General features: G+C 74.7%; 2 protein-coding genes. Both read right to left on the bottom strand.

Annotated elements, in window-relative coordinates; genetic code table 11:
- Positions 1-4,575 (bottom strand): type I polyketide synthase (locus ND747_RS19185; protein WP_251735141.1); only part of this gene is annotated, 4,575 nt, incomplete at its 3' end.
- 54 nt (positions 4,576-4,629) lie between these two features.
- Positions 4,630-7,536: acyltransferase domain-containing protein (locus tag ND747_RS19180; protein WP_251735140.1), on the bottom strand; the 2,907-nt coding region annotated here is incomplete at its 5' end.

The raw sequence follows: 7,536 nt of genomic DNA, 5'->3' as shown, positions 1-7,536 counted from the left end.
GGCGAGGTGCGCGCCCAGGGTCGACGTCGGGCTCGCCGAACCGGCGACGGTGCCCGAGGCGGGGGAGGCCGCGGCGGACGGTGTCGGGAGCGCCGAGGCCGCGGCGAGGATGCGTCGGGCCTCGGGCAACCCGTCGAGCAGTGGGCGCGGTCCCGCGGAGGTGAACACCGGCACGAACCGGTCCCAGTCGATCTCGGCGACGACCACGTCGACGTCGTCGAGGTCGAGCACCCGCCCGAACGCCGCCAGGGCGAGCGGCGGCGGCATGAACGGAATGCCGCTGGCGCGAAGCTGGTCCTCGGCCAGGGCCGCCGCCATCCCGCCGCCGTCGGCCGGGCTCCAGATGCCCCAGGCGATCGACGTCGCGGTCAGGCCCCGGGCGCGCCGGCGCCGGGCGAGGCTGTCGAGGAAGGCGTTCGCCGCGGCATAACCGCCGTGGATGCCGCTGCCCCACACGGCCGAGATCGAGGAGAACAGCACGAAGGCGTCGAGGGTGTCCCGGTCGAAGATCTCGTCGAGCAGCGCGGCGCCCGTGGCCTTGGCCCGTGCGGCCTCGGCCACCTGCGCGAGCGTGGTCTCGACCAGCGGGACCAGCACGCCGCCGCCCGCGGTGTGCAGGACCGCGCGGATCTGGTCGCCGCCGGCCTCGACCCGGTCCACCAGGGCTCGCAGCGCGTCGCGGTCGGCGACGTCGCAGGCTTCGAGGGTGACCCGGCTGCCGAGATCGGTCAGGTCGGCGACGAGCTCGGTGGCTCCCGGGGCCTGCTCGCCGCGCCGGCTGGCGAGGACGAGGTGTGGTGCGCCGGCGCGGGCGAGCCAGCGGGCGACGTGCCCGCCGATCGCCCCGGTACCGCCGGTGATCAGGACGGTGCCCCGCGGACGCCAGATCTGCGCGGGGCCCGCCGGCGGCGGGTCGCCGGCGCGGACCAGACGCCGGACGAACACGCCGTCCGCCCGCACGGCGAGCTGGTCCTCCACGCCGGTGTCCGTGAGCACGGCTCGCAGCCGTCCGAGTGACCCGGCCTCGACGACGGCGGGCAGGTCCAGCAGGCCACCCCAGCGCCGGGGGTGTTCGAGCGCCGCGCAGCGGACCAGTCCCCACACCGCCGCCTGGGCCGGGCTCTCCGGTGGATCGCCGTCGCGCACCGCGACCGCGCCCCGGGTCAGCACCCACAGCGGCGCATCCAGGCCGACGTCGTCGAGTGCCTGGACCAGCAGGACGGTCAGCGCCAGCCCGGTACTGATCTCCGCATGGACCGGATGGGGGGTGTCCTCGGAGGCGAGCAGGGACACCACCGCCGCGGGCAGGCCGTCGGCGAGCGCCGCGCGGAGCAGGTCGGCCAGCTCCGCCCGGTCCACCTGCGGGGCGACGCCGACCGCCACGACCGCGGCGCCGTCGTGGCCGAGGGCGTCAAGCACCGGCGACACCTCGGACGCACCCTCGGACGCCGGCACCAGCACCAGCCACGGCCCGGTCTGCGCCGCCGGAGCGGACGGGACAGCCAGCGCGGTCAGGGCAGAGGGTGCGGGGAACGGATCCCAGCGCACCCGGTAGCGCCAGGACGCCATCGTGGCCTGGTCCCGGGCCGTCCGGCGCCAGGCGGACAGCGCACCCAGGGCAGGGGCCACCGCCGGTGGGGGCTGTTCGGCCGGGACACCCAGCACGGCGGCCAGCGCCGCGAGGTCCTCCCGATCGACGGCGTCCCAGAACGCGGCGTCGCTCTCGGCGGGCCCGCTGGCCGACCGGTCGTCGGGGCGCGTCGCCGCCGCTCCCGATCCGGGCTCGAGCCAGTACCGCGTTCCGCCGAAGGCGTAGGTCGGCAGCTCCACGCGCCGGACGTCCGACCCGGGGTAGAGCGCCGACCAGTCCAGCTCGACGCCGTGGGCCTGGGCCTGGCCGACCGAGCGCAGGAACCGGTCCAGGCCGCCTTCGTCACGGCGCAGGGATCCGAGGGTGACGACGTCACGGGTGCCGTCGCGCTCGAGCGCACTGTCGAACGCGCCGGCCGCCTCCGCGGTCTGCTCGATCCCCACGACCAGCACGGGATGGGGACTGACCTCGATGAACATCTGGTGGTCGCGCTCGAGCAGCCGGCGCACGACCGGTTCGAACAGCACCGGGCGGCGCAGGTTGCGAACCCAGTACCCGGCGTCCAACGCCGCGGTGTCCACCGGCTCCCCGGTCGTCGTGGACCAGAACGCCACCTCCGGCACCCGCGGGGTGATCCCGTCCAGCGTCGCCAGCAGCTGATCGCGGATCCCGTCGACCTGCGCCGAATGCGACGCGTAGTCGACGGCGATCCGCCGCACCCGCACCCCGTCGGCCACGCACCCGGCCAGCAGCCCGTCCAGCGCCTGCGGATCACCCGACACCACCGTCGACGACGGTCCGTTCACCGCCGCCACCGACACCTGCCCGCCCCAGGGCGAGATCCGGTCCGCCGCCTCCTCGGGGGACAGCGACACCGACGCCATCGCGCCCCGGCCGGACAGCTCGGCACCCAGCAGCCGACTGCGCAGGGCGACCACCCGGGCCCCGTCGGCGAGGGTGAGCGCGCCGGCCACACAGGCGGCCGCGATCTCCCCCTGCGAATGCCCCACCACCACCGACGGCACCACCCCCAGCGACCGCCACAGCTGTGCCAGCGACACCATCACGGCCCACAGCACCGGCTGGACGACGTCGACCCGGTCCAGCGGCGGCGAACCCGCCGCCCCCCGCAGCACCTCGACCACCGACCAGTCCACATACGGTTCCAACGCCGCCGCGCACTCCTGCAGGCGGGCCCGGAACACCGGGCTCGACGCCAGCAGATCCACCCCCATGCCCACCCACTGCGCGCCCTGACCCGGGAACACGAACACCGGTTTCGGATCGTCGAGCGCCGTCCCGCGGACCACCCGGTCGGTGGGTTCACCCTGCGACAGCGCCGTCAGGGCGGCCAGGAACTCCGCCCGGTCCCGCGCCACCACCGCGGCCCGGTGCTCGAACGCCGACCGGGACGTCGCCAGCGAGAAGCCGATGTCCGCCAGCTCCAGGTCCACCCGGGTCGACACGTGGTCGAGCAACCGCTGCGCCTGGGCACCGACCGCGTCCGCGCCGCGGCCGGACACCACCCACAGCAGCGCCGAGCCGTCGGTCGCCCCCACGGCCTCCGGCGCCGCCGGCTCCGGCTCCGGCTCCGGCTCCGGCCAGACATCTTCGAGGATGACGTGCGCGTTCGTCCCACTCGCCCCGAACGACGAGACCCCGGCCCGGCGAGGCTCCCCGGCTCCGGGCCAGGGAACCTCCTCGGTCAGCAGCCGCATCGCGCCCGACGACCAGTCGACGTGGGGGGTCGGCTCCTCGGCATACAGGGTGCGCGGCAGCATCCCGTTGCGCATCGCCATGACCATCTTGACCACGCCGGTGAGACCGGACACCGCGGCGCCGTGACCGATGTTGGACTTCACCGAGCCCAGCCACAGCGGCCGGTCCGCGCTCCGGTCCTGGCCGTAGACGGCGAGCAGGGCCCGCGCCTCGATCGGGTCACCGAGCGTGGTCCCGGTGCCGTGGGCCTCCACCACGTCGACGTCGGTGCCGGTCAGTCCGGCGTTGGTGAGGGCCTGGCGCAGGACCCGCTGCTGCGACCGTCCGTTCGGCGCGGTCAGTCCGTTGCTGGCGCCGTCGGAGTTCAGCGCCGAACCACGGATGACCGCGAGCACCTGATGGCCGTTGCGTCGGGCGTCGCCGAGCCGTTCGAGCAGCAGCACCGCGACGCCCTCGGACCATCCGGTGCCGTTCGCCCCGGCGGCGAACGGCCGGCACCGTCCGTCCGGGGACAACGCCCGCTGCCGGCTGAACTCGACGAACGCCATCGGTGTGGCCAGGACCGTGACCCCGGCGGCCAGCGCCATCGAGCACTCGCCCTGGCGCAGCGACTGGCTGGCCAGGTGCAGCGCCACCAGCGACGACGAGCACATCGTGTCGACGGTCAGCGCGGGCCCCTCCAGACCGAGGGTGTAGGCGATGCGACCCGACATCACCGCGCTGGACGTCCCGAGCACGATGTGGCCCTCGAGGGTGTCCGGAACGTCGGCGGGGTCGGTGCCGTAGTCGTGGTTGGTCGCCCCCACGAAGACCCCGGTCCGCGACCCGCGCATGGACAGCGGATCGAGGCCGGCCCGCTCGAAGGTCTCCCAGGACGTCTCCAGCAACAGGCGTTGCTGGGGAGCCATCGCCAGCGCCTCCCGCGGGCTGATCTCGAAGAACCCGGCGTCGAACCGGTCGACGTCGGGCAGGAAGCCGCCCTCGCGCACATAACTGCGCCCCAACCGCTGCGGATCGGCGTCGTAGACGGCGTCCAGATCCCAGCCGCGGTCGGCGGGAAACGGCGAGATCGCGTCCCGGCCGGCGGCCACGAGATCCCAGAGCTGTTCGGGTGACCGGACGCCGCCGGGCAGCCGGCAGCTCATCGCCACGATCGCGATGGGTTCGCGGGAGCGGGCCTCGACGTCGGACAGGCGCCCCCGGACCTGGCGCAGATCGGCCGTCACCCGCTTGAGATAGTCGCGCAGCTTGGCTTCGGTGCTCATGGAAGGTCGACTCCTCGGGCACGGCGAACGGGGCAGGCGGGGCGGCGGATCACCTCAGGAGATCCCGAGCTCGTTGTCGATCAGGTCGAAGATCTCGTCGTCCGACGCGGCATCGAGATCGTCCGTGGCGGCGTCGCCCGCCGCCTTGCCGTCCGGGCTGCCGTCCCAGCTGCGCAGCAGAGTGCGCATCCGGGCCAGCACCGCGGCGCGAACCTCGTCGGGCATCGTGGGCAGGCCGGCCGCCAGGCCGTCCAGATCACCGGGGCCGGCCAGGGGCGACCCGGTGCTCTCGCCGGCTGGGCCGGCTGGGCCGGCTGGGCCGCGCTGCAGCTCGTCCAGCAGATACCCGGCCAGCTCCGCCGGGGTGGGGTAATCAAAGATCACCGTGGTGGGCAGCGGGACACCGGTGGCCTCCCTGATCCGGTTACGCAGCTCGACCACGGTCAGGGAGTCGAACCCCAGGTCCCGGAACGGCCGGCCCGGTCGCACCGCCCCGGCGCCGTCCTGGCCGAGCACGATCGCCGCCTCGGCCCGGACCAGATCGAGAACGGCCCGTTCCCGATCGGCCCCGACCAGGCCGCCAACCCGGCGGCGCCATCGCTCGGCACCATCGGCCGGCCCGCCCGCGGCGGGGGCAGCGCCCGTTGCCGGATGCTCGCGGACCTCGGCGAGGTCGCGCAGCAGCGGCAGGCTGGCCGCGGCGGGAAACGCCACGAGCAGCTGCTCCCAGTCGATGTCGGCGACCACCAGACCGCTGTGCGCGCCGGCGCCGACGGCGCGTTCGAGGGCTGCGGCGGCCAGCTTCGCGGACAGGACACCCAGACCGGCCAGCCGCGGCCGGTCCACCACGCCCTGCCCGCCCGCCCAGTCACCGAGGGCCACACTCACCGCGGCACCGCCCAGGCTGCGCCGCCGTCGGGCCAGGGCGTCGAGATAGCCCTCGGCAGCCGCACTCACACTCTGCCCACCGCTGCCCCAGACGCCCGCGAGGGACGACACGACGATCAGCTCGGCCGCCGCCGGCGGGTCGCCCCCGGAGACCACCTCGTCCCCGAAGACCGCTGCGTCCCCGAAGACCGCTGCGTCGAGGCCGGCGGCAGCGATCCGATCACCCACGGCGGCCGCGAAGGCGTCCAGATCCAGCTCCGCCACCGCCGTCCCGGCGCCGCCCGCCTCCCCCGATCCGACGACGACGATCTCGAGCCCCTCCGGCAGGGCCGCGCGCAGCGTGCCACCGTCACCGGCGGTGCCCTTACCGAAGACGCCGGCATCGGTCCCGTCATGCTCCTGTTCGTCCCGCAGAAGGGTGCTCCGGGCACCGAGACCGGTGAGTTCGGCGCGTAGCTCGTCCAGGCCCGCCGCGTCGGTCGGGACGGCGAGTGCGAGGTGCCTCGCCCCCGACCCGGCCAGCCAGCGGGCCACCTGGCCGCCGCGGCCGGCGGGTTCCCCGACGACCAGGGCGACGGCCGGCGGGTTCCACCTGTGGACCGGGGCGTCGGCGTGTACCCGCGCCCGGACCAGACGCTGTGCGAACACTCCCGCGGCCCGTACCGCCGCGCCCTCGCCCGGTTCGGCCCCGACGATCACCGTCCGGAGCCGGGAGACGGCCCGGTCGTCCGGTTCCCGGGGAAGGTCGACCAGGCCACCCCACCGGTCGGGATGTTCCACCGCGACGACCCGGCCCAGCCCCCACACCGCCGCCTGCTCCGGTGCGACCACCACCCCGTCGGCGCCCGTGCTGACCGCGCCGCTGGTCACGCACCACAACGGCGCCAGAAGGGCGGCGTCACCCAGTGCCTGCGCGACGGTGACGGTGAGCGCGAGCCCCCGGGGGATGGCCGGATGGTCGGGATCGGGTTCGGTGGCCAACGCCACCAGGGACACCACCGTGGTCACGGTCTGGTCCGCCGCGGCTTCGACCAGGCGCCGGACCGCCTCCGCCCGGTCGGCCGCGGCGAGTTCGACGATCACAACGGTCGGACCACCGGTCCGCGGCGCACGCAGGACGTCGGCGATCCTGCTGGCCTCGCGGTGCCCGGCGGGCACGACGACGATCCAGGCCCCGGTCGGCACGGTCGACTCGGCGACCGACAGCGGGCTCCACGTGATCTGGTACCGCGACCGGTCCAGCAGCGACTCCTCCTGCTGGCCGCGCCGCCACCCGGACAGCATCGGCAGTACCGCGCCGAGCTCCTCGCGTCGGGGCGCCGCCTGCTCCCCGAGTGCCCGGGACAGGGCGTCGAGATCCTCGCCCTCGACCGCCGCCCAGAACCGGGCCTCCGCCGGGTTCGCCGCCGCTGCGCCGGGCGCCGAGGCCGCCGCGGTGGCGGCTGCCGGGCCGCCGGACTCGATCCAGTACCGCCGGCGTTGGAAGGCGTAGGTGGGCAGATCGACCCGCTGCGCCGCACCGGTGAACAGCGGTGCCCAGTCGACCGGTATCCCCCGGGTGAACGCCTCGGCCAGACTGGCCAGGAAACGACCGGGACCCCCGTCGTCACGGCGCAGTGTCCCGAACGCCACCGCCCCGGAATCCGCCGTTACGGAGAGATCCGCCGCCGCGTCGATGGTCTCCTGCACTCCCATCGTCAACACCGGATGCGGACTGACCTCGATGAAGGTGTTCCGCCCCGCCGCCAGCAACGCCCGAACCGTACCTTCGAACAGAACAGGTTCCCGCAGGTTCCGCGCCCAGTAGCCGGCGTCCAGCACCGCCGCATCCACCGGCCCACCGGTCACCGTCGACAAGAACGGAATCTCCGGCACCCGCGGGGTAATACCAGCCAATGCCGCCCGCAACTCGTCCACAACATCATCGACCTGCGTCGAATGCGACGCATAGTCCACCGCGATCCGCCGGACCCGCACCTCCTGCGTTTCGCAGCCGGCCAGAAACTCGTCCAACGCCTGCGGATCACCCGACACCACCGTCGACGACGGCCCGTTCACCGCCGCCACCGACAG

It is taken from the genome of Frankia sp. R82, from assembly GCF_023716925.1.
In the GTDB taxonomy this organism is placed as follows: Bacteria; Actinomycetota; Actinomycetes; order Frankiales; family Frankiaceae; genus Frankia.
This window is presented reverse-complemented; position numbering and strand designations above follow the sequence as displayed.